The organism is Pseudidiomarina salinarum (genome assembly GCF_000753715.1).
Taxonomy (GTDB): domain Bacteria; phylum Pseudomonadota; class Gammaproteobacteria; order Enterobacterales; family Alteromonadaceae; genus Pseudidiomarina; species Pseudidiomarina salinarum.
This window is the reverse complement of record NZ_JPER01000001.1, coordinates 219,931-235,707: the sequence shown is the minus strand read 5'-3', so window position 1 is coordinate 235,707 and position 15,777 is coordinate 219,931. Positions and strand designations below refer to the sequence as shown.

Here is a 15,777-nt window from a genome sequence, read left to right as displayed (position 1 = left end):
TTATCCCTTTTCATTAATCGCAGATAATCGCTCTGCCATAACCCAATCTTCTTCGGTATCAATATCTTGAGCCCGGTAACGAGGTATCGGAATACCAATACTGGCAGCAGTGAAGAATGGTTTCTCTTCTCTCCAAGCTGATCTCTTTCCCCAATAAAATTGCCCTACATCATGCCATGCCTCTTCTAAATCTTGGGAACGGGTAAGCGCATGTTCTGGTTGAAACATATTTAAGCGGTTCGAATCACTAACCGTCAATGCTCTCTGGATAGGAAACGGGAAACTTGTTATTGATATTGCATAGTCGGCGTCTTCCTGGATAAGGAGTTCTAAACCGGCCGAAATGTCCTTAGCGTCGACAAAGGGAGCCGTTGCGTAGATACAACATAGCTGATCTACTTTGTTCCCTGTACTCTCGTACCATTCAAGAGCGTGCTTTACAACTTGAACGGTCGAAGCATAATCATCAGCTAATTCTTTAGGTCGCATAAATGGAACTACTGCTCCGTATTTTCGAGCAGTTTCAGCTATTTCATCATCATCGGTAGAGACAATGATCTCATCAAAACACTGGCTTTCAATAGCCGCCTTAATGGACCAGGCGATCATCGGTTTGCCGCTAAACATTCTTATGTTTTTTCGCGGAATTCTCTTGCTGCCCCCTCTGGCAGGAATCACGGCTATCCTCATACTCTTAAAGCCTTTTCCAGTGCTGTCACAACGTGCTCTTGTTCTACTGTAGTCAAACTGGGATACATAGGAAGAGTAATAGCCTCACGATAATACGCCATAGCTTCGGGAAAATCTTCGGTTTCAAACCCGAACTGTTGATAATAGGGTTGTACATGCACTGGAATATAGTGCAAGTTAACGCCAATATCCTGCGCTCTGAGTGATTCAAAAACTTCTCGATGACTAACAGAAATTTGACTCAGGTTTAAACGAATCACGTACAGATGCAAACCTGAATAGCTGTCTGGATGCTGCGAAGGCAGAGTTAAAGGAAGCGCACTAAGCAGCGAATCATAATGCGTAGCTATTGTGTGCCTTAGAGCAACGTATTCATCAAGACGATCTAGCTGACTTAAACCCAGTGCGGCCTGGAGTTCAGTCATCCGGTAGTTAAATCCCAGATCAATTTGTTGGTAGTACCATGGACCATCCGGAGCAATTGTCATCAAATGCGGGTCGCGCGTAATGCCGTGGCTTCTAAGCAAGTTCATTTTGTCAGCCAGTTCATCACTGTTGGTCAGAACCATGCCGCCTTCGGCAGTGGTAATAATTTTGACGGGATGAAAACTGAAAATAGTGATGTCACTGTACTTACAGTTACCGATGTAATCATTTTGGTATTTGCCTCCGATGGCATGTGAGGCATCCTCAATGACTTTAACACCGTATTTATCCGCCAGTAACTTTATTTCCTGCATTTCACACGGCTGCCCGCACAAATGTACAACCACTAATACTTTTGGCAATCGATTTTCAGAAGCTGATCTTTTAAGCTTATTTTCAAGCGCGCTGACACTGATATTATAAGTTTTCGCATCAATGTCGACAAAGTCGACCTGCGAGCCGCAATATAATCCACAGTTGGCTGATGCAACAAAAGTAACTGGCGTTGTCCAGAGCCAGTCGCCTTTACCGAGGCCAAGCGCTAAGCAAGCAATATGAAGTGCTGAGGTCGCACTATTTACCGCCAAGGCATACTTAGCGCCAACTTTTTGAGCAACCGCCATCTCAAATGCTGGGACTTTAGGGCCTTGCGTCAAAAAATCGGATCTTAAAACCTCGATAACGGCGTCAATATCGCTTTGCTGAATATCTTGTTTTCCGTAAGGTATCATCAGATCTTTCCAATCTGCTCATAGTTAGTATTTAGCCACTGTTGTAGTTGCTCGCCCGTCATCCATTCGTGGTTGCTATCGCTTGAATAGATAAAGCCTTCCGGAACTCTTTTACCATCTTTAATACGGTCAGAATCCTTATCCCAGTTATTTATCGCTGGTAGGATTTTAAAGTGTTCAGGGTATTCATAAGTATAAGGTGCATCCTCAAAACCAATCATCTGCTCGTGCAGCTTCTCGCCTGGGCGAATACCAACAACTTCCTGCTCTGCTTCTGGCGCAACGACCATGGCAACGTCAGTTACTTTCATCGATGGAATTTTCTTGACGTAAATTTCACCACCCACCATATCTTCAAACGCGTGCCAGACAAGTTCTACGCCCTGCTCTAAAGAGATCATAAAACGCGTCATACGAGCATCTGTGATAGGTAAGACGCCTTTATCACGAATAGACATAAAGAATGGAATAACGGAACCGCGGGAACCCATAACGTTCCCATAACGCACAACAGAAAATTTCGTTTTATGTCCACCAGCGTATGAATTTCCGGCAACAAATAATTTATCTGAGGCTAGCTTTGTTGCGCCATATAAATTTATTGGGCTGCTAGCCTTGTCCGTAGATAGAGCAACTACACCTCTTACACCTTTATCTATCGCCGCATCAATCACGTTCATTGCGCCGTGAATGTTAGTTTTCACACACTCAAACGGATTATATTCGGCAGTCGGAACAATTTTAGTAGCCGCCGCATGAACGACATAATCGACGCCATCTAACGCGCGGTACAATCTGTCTTTATCTCGGACATCACCAATAAAAAAGCGAAGACGATCATCATTCGGGAACATTTTCGCCATTTCCCATTGTTTCATCTCGTCCCGCGAGAAGATGATAATTTTCTTAGGGTTATACTTTGCAAGCGTCATGGGAATAAATTTGTGTCCAAAAGAACCCGTCCCGCCTGTAACTAAAATCGTTGAATTACTTAACATTACGTACCCTTACCTATAAATTATGCATGCTTGACCATTTTCTGGAAAATATCGCTTTTCTCAACCAAATCTTCATACCTGCCGTAATCTATAACCTTACCGTTATCTAATAAATAAATGCAGTCGCACTTTTTAACGGTTGCTAACCGATGGGCAATCATAATTATTGTTTTCTTACCCGAAAAGTCATGAATAGCGTCCATCACTAGCTTCTCGGTAATACCATCAAGAGCACTGGTAGCCTCGTCTAATACTAAAACTTCCGCATCATCGTATAAGGCGCGGGCTATACCAATTCTTTGACGCTGGCCTCCAGAAAGTTGAATTCCTCTTTCACCCACTCGCGTATTTAAACCGTCAGATAAACGGGCAAGTAATTCATCTAAGTGCGCCATTTCAGCGGCGCGGATTACTCGTTTTTCATCGATTTGCTCTGAAGGTACTCCAAAGGCGATATTTTCCCTAATACTAGAATCCGCTAAAAATATAGTCTGCGGAACAAACCCTACGTTGTTTTGCCAAGCTCTTTTTTTCTGATTTTTAATTTCTTCGCCATCGACTATCAAAGAACCCGTTTGAGGCTCTATTAGTCCAAGCAGAATATCGATAGCTGTTGACTTGCCAGATCCTGATGCGCCGACCAAGCCAATAACTTGGTTTACTGGTATATTCAATGTCAATTCGCGTAGTGCTTGTTCTTCTTTGCCTGGATAACTAAAACTGACGTTATCAAGCTTTATTAAGCTTTGCGGAGACATTTTACCAGCCTTAGTGGCAGGTCCTATATCTTCAACATTTTGGCTAGCCGCCAAGTCCTCTTCGATACTGTCGAAAGACGATATATTTCCTTTCACTTGCGCCAAGCTGGTATACATTTGCTGAAAGGCGGGGAGTAACTTAAAGCCCGCTAATGCATATACCGATAGGACCGGTAAAATATTTCCTAAGTTGCCATCATAGGCAGATAATAAATAAAGGACTAAGAATATTACGGCCGCAAACGCAACTAATTCCATCGCGTAGCGGGGCGCTTGAGATAAGGCTCTTGTCACTCCCTGTGCACACCCTAGAGTATCGCTCGATTTAGCAAAACGCTCGTTAAACTCGGCCTGACGGCCCAGCAGAAGTGTATCTTTTATACCACCAAATCCTTCGTTCATTAATTTAAACCGCTGTTGGTTAGATTTAGATATGTCTCGCCCATTACTTGCTAAGCGTTTACGAACGGTTTTATATAAAGCCACATAAGCCACTCCGAACAGCAGCAAGCCTATTAGAGCAACCAATGGATTGAAAATAAATATCGCCGTGGCCATTACTACAGCTAAAACACCTTTTGCGTTCATCTGCATTAATGGTTGAATCACAAGGTTTGTAATTCTGTTCGACTCTTGCGAGATTCTATTTGTCAACTGGCTGCTGCTACCACTGGCATGAAAAAGCCATGGTTGTGACATGTAATGCTTGTATAAGCGGGTTGAAATTTCGGCACCTACCTGCGCGGCATATAAAGACAATCGCCAAGTCGTAAACATTGCTATACCAGCGGCACAAGATAAAGCTAATAATACGGCGAGCCCTAACCAAAGCAGGAAGTCACGGGGACTTTCTAACCCGCTATGGGCGTAAACTTGTGCTAGAGCACCTTCCCCTTCCAATAAACTTATATCTCCAACTAAAGCCATGAACGGACCTATAGTGGCAACGCCAGCGACTTCAGCAAATGCCATCAAGACAACGAGAACCTGAAGCTTGACTAACCTTTTGCGTTGCTCAGCCGTTAATAAGCCAAAGAGTTTTTTTAACCGTTTAAACATACTTTTACTGTACTCATTATGTTAAGTGGGCTTTAAACTGGCCATCGATAACAAATATTTTTTTGATATGAGCAAGCTACTGCGGACAACTTGCCATTTGTATAAAATTAAAATAAGCCGGTTTTTGGGGGCTATTATTCCTTTTTTGTCGGCGACCAATGACACAATAGAAGAAACCATCACCAGAAAAAATATTTTACCAGAGTCCCGCATAGTCAAGCGCATTGCTTATATTACGGAGGGTACGCCCCACAATAAAGGGAATATCGACGATCGACTGTTCACCTTGTCATAGAATATATAACTGTTCTCCCAAATCGCTTTTGTCGTCAATGCGCTCTGGTTGGTAGCTTAGCGACGCATATTTTGTTTCATTATAATCTTCGTTCATCGTTTTTCCTTTTGGGTACGCTACCGCCCTTGGGTTACGGTTCCCACAGCCCAGTTTGATTGCGCTTTAACATTTTTTTATCAAGCATGTATTCTATCGCAGTGATGATCCTTGCTGCAATCACTGTTATGCCATATTTGAGCAAATTATATGCGATCAGTTTATACGGCGATGATGCCCAATAGTAACGATGTTGAGGGCGCTCGCCGCTCAGCAGAAAGTAGTCAGACTTTGCGTAATTGTGCGTATACGAAGCTGGCACGCACTTCTTTTTGCAACAAGTCAAGCAGAACTATGCAGCGCGAGTCTCCATCAAGTTGCACAACTTTTGCTATAAACCCAGCGAAGGGGCCATCACTAATTTCGACTTGATCGCCAGGCTGCACCGCCCCCTCACTGAGGGGCTGCTTCAAGAGTTCGTTGGTTTTGCTGATTTGTTTTAGTTCGTCAACCATGGCGTCCGGGACCGTCGCGGGTTGTCCACCGAACAGAATCATCTTAGTAACGCCATAAGTACTACGGATTTTGTGAAACTTACCTTCATAATCATCCAACTGCACAAATAAATACCCTGGGAACAGTGGTTCGGTAACTGGCGTGCGCTTCCCACGGCGCAGCTTAGTCAGGGTGATTTCCGGAAAGAAGGTGGTAATATCCTGATTTTTCAGATTTGCCAGTGCCCGACGCTCCTGTCTCGGCTTAGAACGGACGAGATACCATTTTACTGTCGTTTCGGCCTTAGTCATACTGACCTACATTCTTTTGATAATGGCGTCGGTGGAAGGGTCGAAACTTTGTTCAGCTTCACCATCAATCACTTTTAATACTTCGATAGCAACTTTTTTGCCAAGTTCCACACCAGGCTGATCAAAACTGTTGAGCTGCCAGATAACCCCCTGCGTGAATACTTTATGCTCATAGGCGGCAATCAGCGCACCAAAACTTTGCGGGGTGAGCTCATCCACGTAAAGCAGGTTGGATGGATGCTCGCCACTATAACAATCCCGCGGGCTGCGATTATTCTCACCACCGAACCACATCAGACGGCGGTGTGCCAGACAGTTAGAAACGGCTAGACATTGTTGTTCTATTAGTTCTTTTTGTACGGCCGGGTGGAAGCCCGGAGCTTTGCGGTGCAACACTGCAACAAAGTCCGCAGCGAACTTATCAAAGCCCTGATGCAAATGTTGAAAAAATGCGTGCTGCGCGTTCGGTCCAAAACCACCCCAAATGATGGGCCCGGTCGGATGCTCGATCTCTTCATTACGATAGGTTGCCTGCTTGCCGTTGGATTCCATATCCAGCTGCTGCAGATAATTAGGCAGATAACGGAGACGACCATCGTATGGCAATATCGCAAGATTATTGATGTTGCGCTCTTCGCGATTGTAAACACCGATGAGCGCCATTACGACCGGGATGTTTTCCATTAGTTCCGAACCGGCGAAGTGCTCGTCCATGGCTTTGGCACCGTCGAGCATTTTGCCGAACTGGTGACTGCCAATGGTGAGCGCTATGGGCAAGCCGATAGCGGACCACATCGAGAAACGACCGCCAACCGAATCCGCGAAGCTGAGCTGCTGGCTGGCAGGGATGCCGAAATCGTTCATAGCCTGGCTATTGGCCGACACGCCGATTACGTGTCGGCTGAGCCACTCTTTCTGACTGACGGCAGGTTCGACCCAAGTGCGTACAGTTCGCACGTTGGCCATGGTATCTGTGGTGCCAAAGCTTTTTGAGGCAATAATAAACAAAGTGGTTTCGGGGTCGATAATGGGCAACACGGCATAAAGCTGTCCACCATCCATGGAGCTTACAAAATGCACACTTAAATTATGCAGGCTATTATCGTCCGCAAATTCCTTTAATGCGAAGCTGCCCATCATGGGACCTAAATCAGAGCCACCCACTCCAATATTGACCACATCAGTGATCGGCTTACCCGTTGCGCCGAACCATTTGCCCGCTCGAAGCTCGCGTACAATCGTGCAAAATCGGTTTTTACCGTTACCTGCAGTAACCACGTTATGGATAGATCGATTAAGGCAGTGACTGACATACCTGTTTTCTGTGGCATTATAAAACTCACCACGCAACAACTGGCTACGTAGCTTATCAAAGTTTGACGGTAGCCGTTTGCCAGCAAAATCGCTCAGGGCGTCGATATCGACGCCCTGATAGGTTGTATCTAAATTCAGAAACTCACTTTCGATAATCATAACTTGTCCATGTTAATTACTAAACTTAGATTGCAGTCAGCGCTGCTAGGGCTACGCCAATTTGATATAGAATCTGCGTTGCGTCACGCCACAGCTCTATGTTGTTGGTGTACTCGGTATCTAGAGGCACAACCACCGTATCCCCCGGCTCTATACGGTTCTTAGTACCCAGACTAAACCAACCTCCGACTTCAACCATTTCAACCGCGCCATTTGCCTTCACAATAAAGATACGGTCTTCATCCGCTTTCTTGCGTGTGCCACCGGCTCGGCGCAAATAATCATCTACACTCAAGCTTCCATCGTACAAGAACGAGCTTGCAAGCTGGACTTCGCCAATGACATTTACCGTACTCCGCTGAGTCGGGATGACCAGTTTGTCACCATCTTTAAGCTGTATATCGGCGTTTAAGTTGCCGCTCAGTATATAAGGCAAATCGATGATTAAACGCCCGACCGGGTCAACAGCCATCAGGTCTTGTAAGAGCTGACGGATTTGCTGATAGCTCATGTCACTTTGATTATTACCAGTAATAATATTTGTTGCTATTTCATGCTGCAGTTCTCGCGCAAGCGAACGCATCCGTTGGCTTTCCAGCTTTTTGAGCTCCTCACGGGTAAATACCGCGCCACGAGGGAAGGCATATTCTGTTAAACCACCCGCCCTTTCAATCAGAGCCGCCAGCGTTTCACCGCGGCGAATAGTATATTTGCCTGGAAAGCGCACCTCGCCTTCAAGTGTCACTTCTAATGTGTTTTGCCAATCCGGAATGACAAATACATTTAAGCTGTCACGACTTTTAATAGGCACATTTGTTTCGCCCATTAAGACATCAAATAGATTAAAACTTACGTAATCTGTGACTGTTTCGCCGCTCTTAAGCTGAGTGCGCGTAATTTCTGCGCGCGCTAAATATGCAGAAGCTTTCAAGCCACCGGCTGCTGCGATGAGGTTCGATGCTGTAGCCCCTTCAACCAGAGGATAAACACCGGGATAATTCACTTCACCTTCTACATGTACTATCGGTAAACTACCGCTTTCGGTAAACTGGTGACGTAATTTAGCTAAAATCGGTTCAAGCATATTGTGGCGTGAGTACTCGGCATATTCCTGAATCTTCGATTCACCAAGCTCATCGTACACGCCTCGCTGAGTAAATAAACCTCGAAGCTCTTGCTGCGTCTCTGACGATTGCTGCTCTTGTGCTTCTTGATCCAGACGCTCTTGTTGAGCTGCCACCAAACCGCGCAGGTAATTCTGACGGTACTCTTTAAGTAGTTGAGTACGTTCACGACGCTCTTGTTCTGTCTCGCTAACGATCCAGTCCGTAAGCTGCAGCTCCTGTAACTTCGCATCTTCATAGCGCGAAAAAATTACCAGCTGGTCTTGGGCCTTTAGCCGTTTGTCGTGTTTGCTCTCCCCAGTAATAGCTGCTTCTACATCAAATTGATGCACTTCAATCTCGCGGCGTTGATCGCGCTCGCGAACAATCAGTCCATAGCCAAGATCAGCATAGCTTAAAAGACTCGTTTTTATATCTGTCAATACATCGCTGACGCGCATGCCTTCAGTGAATTCATAATAACCAGGACGGGTTACCGCACCTACCAGCATGACTGAATCAACGATTTCATTTGAGACGGCCGGAACCTCTATATTGTCACCGCCGTCTACTGTCAGTGATTTAGCGTTTGCCAGATCAACCGTATTTATTACACGACCACCTTTGCGTATACGTTCAATTCTTGTTGCTTTTGTATATGCAGTCGGCAATACACCGCCTGCCAACTCAAGTACTTCAGCAAGATTTTTCTCGTTTTTAAGTTCATAAATAGCCGGGCGAACAACTTCACCGTCTACGGTTACCATTTCACTGCGGGAAGGAATAAAAACCATATCGCCTGATTGCAACAAACGATCATTGGCCATATTGCCGTGAATAAGAAAGTCGTATAAATCGAGCGTGGCAATCGTTTCACCGCCGCGCTTTAATTGGATATTACGCAAAGAAGCAATATCCGATACGCCACCGCTAACAAAAAGGGCTTGCATGATCGTGGTAAGCGAACTTACCGTGTAGGCACCAGGTTTATAGGCTTCGCCCATTACGAAAATCTGGATGGAACGCAGTTCGCCCATACTCACAGCCGCCTGCATACCAATTAGGCGCTGGGAGACCTCTTGTTGTACCAGTTCACGCATTTTTTCAAATGTTAAACCTACAACCTGAAGTGGGCCTAGGTCTGGGATGGTGATCTGCCCCTGTCTACTGACTACGACTTGATGAGATCTGGATTCCTTACCATAAAGCTGAACCTGTATGGTATCACCAACACCAATAATGTAATTCGTAGGTACAGGCGCATCGGTAACCTGAGCGAATGTACTTGGTTCACCCGCAAATAACTTATAGCCAAATGGCTGTAGATCACCGTCCTCTTCCTGGAACTGTGCTGCGATGTCATCAGGAATCACAGGCTCGCCACTTTCATCAAAGGTAGTGCCGCGCGGAAAAACTGTTTGGGGATTTCTTGCACCTTTTCCTGCCGCCTCCCCCGAGCCGTCTAGCAATGACAAGTCAAATCCATACTGACGGGCAAGCATCTCTTGTTGCGCCCGTGGAAGCTTTTTAAACTGCTCTAGCTGCTGTGGTGTGATGCCTGCTACTTGAGCTTGAGCTGATTCCGAAAATATTAATAAACTAGTCATTATTATCGCTATAACTAGCCAAGTAGCTGAGATATTACGGGGCACTGCCGTCTCCTTCCTGTTATATTCGTGCGGCTATGTACATTCATTTGAGACATGAAGCCAACATGCTTCAGAGGCTTCGCTGAAGCCAATATACCGCATATACACTCAAGAACAAAAACAATGAAGCACGCTCAAGGTGTCCGACTGAACTAAAGCTATCCCGCTATTACTGGCAATTTTTGCGGTATTCAGATAGCGATTTTATACCATTATTACTCAGCTTTCTATCGGTTAAGCATACTGATATATAGGCTTACCCAGTCATGATGTCAGATCTGCATATAACTTTCCCCAGCTAAAGTTGCGCGCAACATGTGCACGAGCAACCGCCCCCAAATCCCCTCTTTCCTGCTCAGTCATATTCATGACCTTTTCCATTGCGCCGCTTAACTCGTATTCGGTAACGCTATTGCAATATATCGGAATATCAAGCAGAACCTCTTCCGTTGCAGTTCTAAAGTCAGGGAAGCTAACTTTACAGTTGTCGCTAAACGCAATTATCGGTAACTGAGATGCGGCCGCTTCCAATAGAGTTTGCCCCAGAGGTTCATATGTCGAACTCATAACAAAGCAATCCGCAATAGCGTAGTAAGTCTCTGGATCAGACACTTTCCCTACAAAGAGCACCAACTTCTCTAAATTATTGCTAGCGACATAATCTTTATAGGAACTAAGCTCAGGGCCATCACCTACAATTAATAATTTGAACTTGAATTTATTCTTGTTCTTGTTCTGCAGGGCATTGGCCGCTTCGAGAATATAACGGAAGCCCTTTGCGGAAACACAACGACCTAAAGCAAGGAATATAAATGCATCTGGTTCGAATCCGAATTTATTAGCTCTTAAATCAAACTTTTCCCCAGAAAATCGTTCAAAACGCATAACGTCAATGCCGGGTTTAACGATCAAAATTTCTCGACCACGGTTAAAACGCCCTAATACGTCCCTCGCTTGGACTTCCATATTATCCGAGAAAACATAAATTTTTTTGGTTGTCACCAACGCAAGCCAATCGACGCAACGACTAATAAACGATTTAATTTGGAAAACTTTTTTTTCTAACACCGGAAGCTTCTGTGCGTTAATATTCTTGAGCGTGTGCTGATTTTTGGCAAATCCAGGCGCTAAATAAACCGTTTGACCTTTAAATAAAATATTTACTACAAGCGCCACAAAATGGTTCCTTTGTACGATCTTTTCAAAGCTAATCTTAGAATTAATAGTCGAAACTAAACGAAGTAATCGAGTAAATGCAAATATGGTAGCCATCAACCCACCGCTGCCTCGCCCAAATGTAATATGTACAATGCCATTTCGCCGAAATACATCATTAGTACAGCTACCTTTTATACCGTATAGCAAATAAGGATAATCACCGTTCTTCTTACTAGCTTCGGACAGATGGTAAAGCGAATTCTCAACGCCGCCAACTTCCGGCAAATACGATATATTTGTAAACAATATTTTTTTTGGCGCCACCGAATATTCCTATAAATTATTAACTACCAAGATCCGGCAAAGTTTTCACGAATCTTCATTAATACTTGAAGCGATTAATCATAATCGCCGATTATCTCACTGATAACATGTACATTATAAAAATACCATATTATCAACGCGAAAAATGGTATTTAACGATTCCTTTCCAAGCCCATATAGATATATAGAAGCAGGATCGAACAATGCCCAAATTAGCTGCCCCGCGAATGGTTTGCCACTGCTCATGCATGATTTTCAGTTTATTTCGTGAAACCGATCCCGGCCTAATTCGATATGCGGCTAAGATCTGTCGATTGCAATACGCTTTTTCAGTTTTTTTTAAAATATTTAACCAACAGCCAAGGTCTTCTCGGCCATAATTTGGCATCGGCATTTTGCCAATAATTTTTGAATCGTAAATAGCTGTTAAGCACGAAATTTGACACTGCTTTAAGATACCATCGAAGGTAGCGTCGGCTGTGGGCATGAAATAGGATTTATTTCTATCAATTCCATCGTAAAATATTTCATAGCCCGAAAAAACAAAGTTAGCGCTAGTCGCGGCAAGAAACTCAAGCTGCGCTTCAAGAAAATTATCAAACCATAAATCATCCGAATCCAAGAATGCAATAAATCTACCTCTAGCCATTCTTAAAGCATTGTTACGCGCAACAGCGGGGCCGGAGTTAACATCATTTGATATTATTACTATTCGCTCCTCTGATTCTGCAATTTTTAAAGCCAGACTTACCGTTTCATCCTGAGAACAGTCATCACATATGATCAGTTCCCAATTCGAAAAAGACTGATCAATAACTGACTGAACCGATTCAGCAATGCTTCGAGCTGAGTTAAAGGATGGCATAATAATAGAAACTAACGGCTGCATTTGTAATTTCTTTCCTTTCCTTGGTGCATAATAATGCCAACCAACATAAAATAAATAAGCGTTATACGCATCTGATCGATGTTATTGTTAGCGATGCCACTAATAATAACGTTGCAAATGAATATCACGGCAGTCAACTTCGCTTCGGTATGTTCCTTTATCCAAAGCTTAAATGCCATTGCTAAGGGTACAAACAGCGAAAATATTAAAATTATTACACCTAATAGACCGTAGCGCACAATATATAGAACGTATAGATTTTCAAAATACATCCCAGCGCTTTTCATAGCACCAGCACCAAAGAGTATATGGGGGATACTAGACAGCCAAATTGAAAATCCATCTGCTATTTGCTGGGCGCGAATTTGGGTTGATTTATCCCCGCCTTCCAGTAATTTAGTTATACCGTGCGCTAGATACCTAATCTCATCGTAAAAGTAAAAAAAGCCTGCCGACGATAAAGCAATGAAGGTAAGCGGAACAAACGATAGGCGTATCTTTCGACGAAGGCAAGAAGAGCCGTCATGCCTCCCGCCAAAATACAAAAGCGTGCTTGTCAGAAATAAAGATGAAACAAGCAGAATAAAACCAATCTTGCTTTGAGATAGCGCGATCGTTAAAGCGACTAGTAAGCAGGTAACCGCATATACTTTGCGGCCTGAGTTTACAAAGCGAATATAGCTATACGTAAATAGTAAGCTGGCTATTAAAGCATAATCGTAAGGATTAACAAAAGTGCCGGCGGAGCGATTCATTATGATAAGCGTTGGTTTATTATAAAACGACGCAACGACTTCTCTTATTGCTTTTGGAGAAAAATAAAGGATGAGGCTAATTATGACGATTGCGAGTACGAACTGGCATAGAATTTTTAAAAACAACGTGTCTGCATCGTTGATTAGGCGGGAAAACTCATATCCAAACCAGAGCGATAAAAAAAATAGAGTTGGTCTCATGATTTCAAACAAATCTCTAACGGCTAAATCATTAGAGATATATGAGGTGTATAAAATATTAATAGTCATTAACATATATACGGCTAAATAGATCGAAACGGTTGCGGTTATTTTTCGACGAGAAACCAATAGGTAAGAAGTTAGCAACAGAAGAAGTAATGCACTATGAATAGCAAAACCCATACGCCCCGTAGGATCAAATAAATTGTTAAAGCTTGGAAAAAATAGGTTAAAAAAAAGGATCGCCACCGCCGAATGCAATGTAAATGACCGCAACCTTTTTTTCCGAAATTCTTCTTTAAGCATTAGCGAATCACTTGTCTTCCAAACAGATGTAAAAATAACGGATCGTCAAGATGAAAATTGAAATAGTTAAGCCCAGTATTATCCCTATCAGAACAATCAATGATCGTTTTGGGTGTACACGCTGGTCGGGGTAAATGGGCGGATCAATTATCTCAATAATATAGTCCTTACGCGCTTCGGTAAGCATAAGCCTTTTTGTTTGCTCTTCCATCAACGAGTAAAGTACGCCCTTGATTTCGGCGCTCGTTACAACAGATAATTTTTTTTCCAGAAAACGAATACTCTGGATTGCTTCCTCTTGATCTTTAAGGCGCAGTTCTTCATTAAGCGACAAAATTAAGGAATCAAGCCACTCTTTTGCCGTCACAGGCGATCGGCTACGCATAGATATATTGTACAAACCGGCATAACGAGCTTCTTCTATTTCAATTTTTTCTAAAAGAACCTTTACGGCTTTTTGATTGGTAGGTTCGGTACGCTCACCGGCGTTACCAACCCAAAGACCCGAATCCGATAGGTATAGCTCGGAGTCGAAAATAAAGTCGTTACGCACTGGATCCCAGCGATCCACCGCAAAAAGGATAGGCTTTAAATTGTTTTCGTTGATAAATTTAGATAGAAATTTATTAGATTGTAAGATAGCAAAAGCTAAATCTATATCATTAAGCGCACTTCCGGTGCCAATATTGATACCGGCCAAGCCCGCAAGACTTCCGATCTGTGAGTCAGCCAAGTTACTGAAGTGGTTACCACCTTTGTCTGCCGGGGCAACTAATACTGTAGACTCATAAAGCTCAGCTTCACTTAACGCATATAAGATGGATAGAGCTGTGAGACAAAGTGTAAATAAAATCACCTTCCACTTATGATTCCAGTAATAGCTTAGCATGCTCGGAAGAGAAAACTCTGTTTCAGCGGACATTAAACATCTCCAAATTTTTATTTAATCATTACCGAAGAGATCACGGGTATATACTTTATCAATAACATCACTAAGGTCATCATGGTGACGATTACTAATAATAATATCGCAGTTCCGCTTAAACTCATCTAAATCACGGACCACGGGGGATTGAAAAAATTGGTTTTCTTTAAGTACTGGTTCATAAACCACAACTTCAATTCCCTTGGCCTTCAAACGCTTCATAATGCCTTGTACAGCAGATGCGCGAAAGTTGTCGGAGCCTTGCTTCATCACCAAGCGGAATACACCTACCATTCCAGGTTTACGCTTTAATATGTCTTCTGCAATAAAGTCTTTGCGAGTGCGATTAGCATCTACTACGGCCCGAATCATGTTTTGTGGAATTTCTTCATAATTAGCAAGTAATTGCTTAGTATCTTTCGGTAGACAGTAGCCGCCGTATCCAAAACTTGGATTATTATAATGAGCGCCAATCCTGGGATCGAGACACACTCCTTCAATCACTTGTCTGCTATCCAAACCGTGCACAACTGAGTATGTATCGAGCTCATTAAAATACGCTACCCGCATGGCCAAATAGGTATTGGCAAAGAGCTTAATGGCTTCGGCTTCGGTGGAGCCAGTAAATAATAGAGGTACATCCTTTTTTATTGCACCGTTGAGCAATAAACCGCCGAAGATTTCAGCCCTCTCTGAACGTTCGCCAATAATAATCCGGGAAGGGTACAGGTTATCGTACAGTGCCTTGCCTTCGCGCAAAAATTCTGGCGAAAAAATGATATTTTCGGTGCTAAACTGATCCCGTAGTTGCTGCGTGTAGCCAACCGGTATGGTTGATTTGATAATCATCACTGCGTTGGGATTGCTTGCCAGGACATCGCTAATGACCGATTCGACGGACGAGGTATTAAAGCAATTGGTTACCGGGTCGTAGTCTGTCGGGGTAGCGATGATTACATAATCCGCATCGGCATAAGCTGACTTATCAAGCGTCGCGGTGAGGTTAAGGGCCTGATTAGCTAGGAATAAACTGATTTCCTTATCTTCGATCGGACTCTGTTTTGCGTTAATTTTTGCCACACGGTCTTCAACAATATCGACGGCCACCACTTCATTGTGCTGGGCCAGCAATACCGCGTTAGACAAGCCAACATACCCCGTTCCTGCTACCGCTATTTTCATAGTTTCCCTATCC

12 protein-coding genes are annotated in these 15,777 nt (G+C 43.6%); all 12 read right to left on the bottom strand.

The genetic code is table 11. The annotated features are described in order from the left end of the window. The 12 genes from pseF to IDSA_RS01035 all read right to left on the bottom strand — a co-directional run bounded on the left by pseF (position 1) and on the right by IDSA_RS01035 (position 15,764). Positions 1 to 690, bottom strand: a complete 690-nt coding sequence (gene pseF, locus IDSA_RS01090) for a pseudaminic acid cytidylyltransferase (protein ID WP_034773653.1) — start codon at positions 688 to 690, stop codon at positions 1 to 3. Beyond that, a complete protein-coding gene (pseC, locus tag IDSA_RS01085) occupies positions 687 to 1,847 on the bottom strand; it encodes a UDP-4-amino-4,6-dideoxy-N-acetyl-beta-L-altrosamine transaminase (protein ID WP_034773651.1) in 1,161 nt (386 codons plus the stop codon). Before pseC ends, pseF begins: the two co-directional genes overlap by 4 nt. Beyond that, positions 1,847 to 2,845: a UDP-N-acetylglucosamine 4,6-dehydratase (inverting) gene (pseB, locus tag IDSA_RS01080; protein WP_034773649.1), complete on the bottom strand. Its 999-nt coding sequence runs from the start codon at positions 2,843 to 2,845 to the stop codon at positions 1,847 to 1,849. The genes pseC and pseB overlap by 1 nt, the downstream gene beginning before the upstream one ends. A 20-nt stretch (positions 2,846 to 2,865) precedes the next feature. Beyond that, a complete protein-coding gene (locus tag IDSA_RS01075; RefSeq protein ID WP_034773647.1) occupies positions 2,866 to 4,662 on the bottom strand; it encodes an ABC transporter ATP-binding protein in 1,797 nt (598 codons plus the stop codon). A gap of 615 nt (positions 4,663 to 5,277) precedes the next feature. Beyond that, positions 5,278 to 5,799, bottom strand: a complete 522-nt coding sequence (rfaH, locus tag IDSA_RS01070) for a transcription/translation regulatory transformer protein RfaH (RefSeq protein ID WP_034773645.1) — start codon at positions 5,797 to 5,799, stop codon at positions 5,278 to 5,280. Between the two features lie 6 nt (positions 5,800 to 5,805). Next, the gene (gene pgi / locus IDSA_RS01065; RefSeq protein ID WP_034773643.1) at positions 5,806 to 7,272 is read right to left on the bottom strand and encodes a glucose-6-phosphate isomerase; all 1,467 of its coding nucleotides are present in this window, start codon (positions 7,270 to 7,272) and stop codon (positions 5,806 to 5,808) included. Positions 7,273 to 7,297: 25 nt separating this feature from the next. Beyond that, complete coding sequence (locus IDSA_RS01060) at positions 7,298 to 10,027, bottom strand: SLBB domain-containing protein (RefSeq protein ID WP_232221245.1); 2,730 nt, start codon at positions 10,025 to 10,027, stop codon at positions 7,298 to 7,300. Positions 10,028 to 10,288: 261 nt separating this feature from the next. Beyond that, complete coding sequence (locus IDSA_RS01055; RefSeq protein ID WP_034773637.1) at positions 10,289 to 11,506, bottom strand: glycosyltransferase family 4 protein; 1,218 nt, start codon at positions 11,504 to 11,506, stop codon at positions 10,289 to 10,291. 133 nt (positions 11,507 to 11,639) lie between these two features. Next, positions 11,640 to 12,395: a glycosyltransferase family 2 protein gene (locus tag IDSA_RS01050; RefSeq protein ID WP_034773634.1), complete on the bottom strand. Its 756-nt coding sequence runs from the start codon at positions 12,393 to 12,395 to the stop codon at positions 11,640 to 11,642. Continuing rightward, complete coding sequence (locus tag IDSA_RS01045) at positions 12,383 to 13,657, bottom strand: hypothetical protein (RefSeq protein ID WP_034773632.1); 1,275 nt, start codon at positions 13,655 to 13,657, stop codon at positions 12,383 to 12,385. The genes IDSA_RS01050 and IDSA_RS01045 overlap by 13 nt, the downstream gene beginning before the upstream one ends. A 7-nt stretch (positions 13,658 to 13,664) precedes the next feature. After that, positions 13,665 to 14,579, bottom strand: coding sequence for a Wzz/FepE/Etk N-terminal domain-containing protein (locus tag IDSA_RS01040; RefSeq protein ID WP_034773630.1), 915 nt, complete (start codon positions 14,577 to 14,579; stop codon positions 13,665 to 13,667). Positions 14,580 to 14,600: 21 nt separating this feature from the next. Beyond that, the gene (locus IDSA_RS01035; protein WP_034773627.1) at positions 14,601 to 15,764 is read right to left on the bottom strand and encodes a nucleotide sugar dehydrogenase; all 1,164 of its coding nucleotides are present in this window, start codon (positions 15,762 to 15,764) and stop codon (positions 14,601 to 14,603) included. Positions 15,765 to 15,777 lie beyond the last annotated feature (13 nt).

What these genes read in the sequence shown, in the direction of transcription:
- IDSA_RS01075 (WP_034773647.1), bottom strand. Translation starts at nt 4,662, where the DNA reads ATGTTTAAACGGTTAAAAAAACTCTTTGGCTTATTAACGGCTGAGCAA.
- pseB (WP_034773649.1), bottom strand. Translation starts at nt 2,845, where the DNA reads ATGTTAAGTAATTCAACGATTTTAGTTACAGGCGGGACGGGTTCTTTT.
- IDSA_RS01040 (WP_034773630.1), bottom strand. Translation starts at nt 14,579, where the DNA reads ATGTCCGCTGAAACAGAGTTTTCTCTTCCGAGCATGCTAAGCTATTAC.
- rfaH (WP_034773645.1), bottom strand. Translation starts at nt 5,799, where the DNA reads ATGACTAAGGCCGAAACGACAGTAAAATGGTATCTCGTCCGTTCTAAG.
- IDSA_RS01035 (WP_034773627.1), bottom strand. Translation starts at nt 15,764, where the DNA reads ATGAAAATAGCGGTAGCAGGAACGGGGTATGTTGGCTTGTCTAACGCG.
- IDSA_RS01045 (WP_034773632.1), bottom strand. Translation starts at nt 13,657, where the DNA reads ATGCTTAAAGAAGAATTTCGGAAAAAAAGGTTGCGGTCATTTACATTG.
- pseC (WP_034773651.1), bottom strand. Translation starts at nt 1,847, where the DNA reads ATGATACCTTACGGAAAACAAGATATTCAGCAAAGCGATATTGACGCC.
- pgi (WP_034773643.1), bottom strand. Translation starts at nt 7,272, where the DNA reads ATGATTATCGAAAGTGAGTTTCTGAATTTAGATACAACCTATCAGGGC.
- pseF (WP_034773653.1), bottom strand. Translation starts at nt 690, where the DNA reads ATGAGGATAGCCGTGATTCCTGCCAGAGGGGGCAGCAAGAGAATTCCG.
- IDSA_RS01050 (WP_034773634.1), bottom strand. Translation starts at nt 12,395, where the DNA reads ATGCAGCCGTTAGTTTCTATTATTATGCCATCCTTTAACTCAGCTCGA.